Origin of the sequence: Mesorhizobium sp. M7A.F.Ca.US.014.04.1.1, from assembly GCF_003998745.1 — a bacterium.
Taxonomy (GTDB): Bacteria; Pseudomonadota; Alphaproteobacteria; order Rhizobiales; family Rhizobiaceae; genus Mesorhizobium; species Mesorhizobium ciceri.
Map to the genome: position 1 here is coordinate 1 of NZ_RZRW01001276.1, position 703 is coordinate 703.

Here is a 703-nt window from a genome sequence, read left to right on the forward strand (position 1 = left end):
GCCGTTTGACGAGGAAACCCTGTTCCAGACCGCCGCCGTCCTCGAGCAAGCCGCCGGCACATTCCAGCCGGAGAAATGGTGGTAGCATGCCGCCCCCGTCTCGCATTTCCATCGTCGAGACGGAAGACGAACTGCTGATAACCAACCCACCGCGCATCTCGGATTTCAGGATGGGCTTCGTCCTGGTTGGGGCCGCGATCGTTGCCTATACCGGCTACATGGGATTGACCGACACGTCGCCCGCAAACGTCGCCAGCGGCACTCTCGGACTGCTGTCGTTCACTGCGATCATTGCCCTCTTCACCTACTTCCTCGGCAAGGATTTCATGTGGCTGGTGTTCGGCAAGGAAACCCTGCGGCTAACCGACGTGGCAGCCGTGCGCGACGTCAGGGGTTTTGTGCGAAATCGTTCCTCATTGCCTTTGAAAGGGCACCTTGAGGCCGAAATCCTCGACCATACCTATCCAACGGATGAAGCGGGGCTGTCGGAAGTCATCAGGTTGACCAACACCAACGGCGTCCTTGTTTTCGGCAGGGAGTTGAGCCGGCCCGAGGCCGAGGCTGTGACAAGTGCCGTCGAGCACTTCATCGGTCGTGAGAATTCGAGCCGACGATAGGCAGCCAATGTTCTTCTACCTTTCCAAGATCTTCTGGTTCTTCATCCAGCCGCTCAACCTGGCGATCTTCCTGCTGCTAGCGGGAC

1 protein-coding gene is annotated in these 703 nt (G+C 58.7%); it reads left to right on the forward strand.

Going from position 1 to position 703, the window contains the following annotated elements:
- Positions 1 to 86: 86 nt before the first annotated feature.
- On the forward strand, positions 87 to 617 hold the full coding sequence (locus EOA22_RS36045; protein ID WP_013531784.1) for a hypothetical protein: 531 nt from the start codon (positions 87 to 89) through the stop codon (positions 615 to 617).
- The last annotated feature ends 86 nt before the right edge of the window (positions 618 to 703 follow it).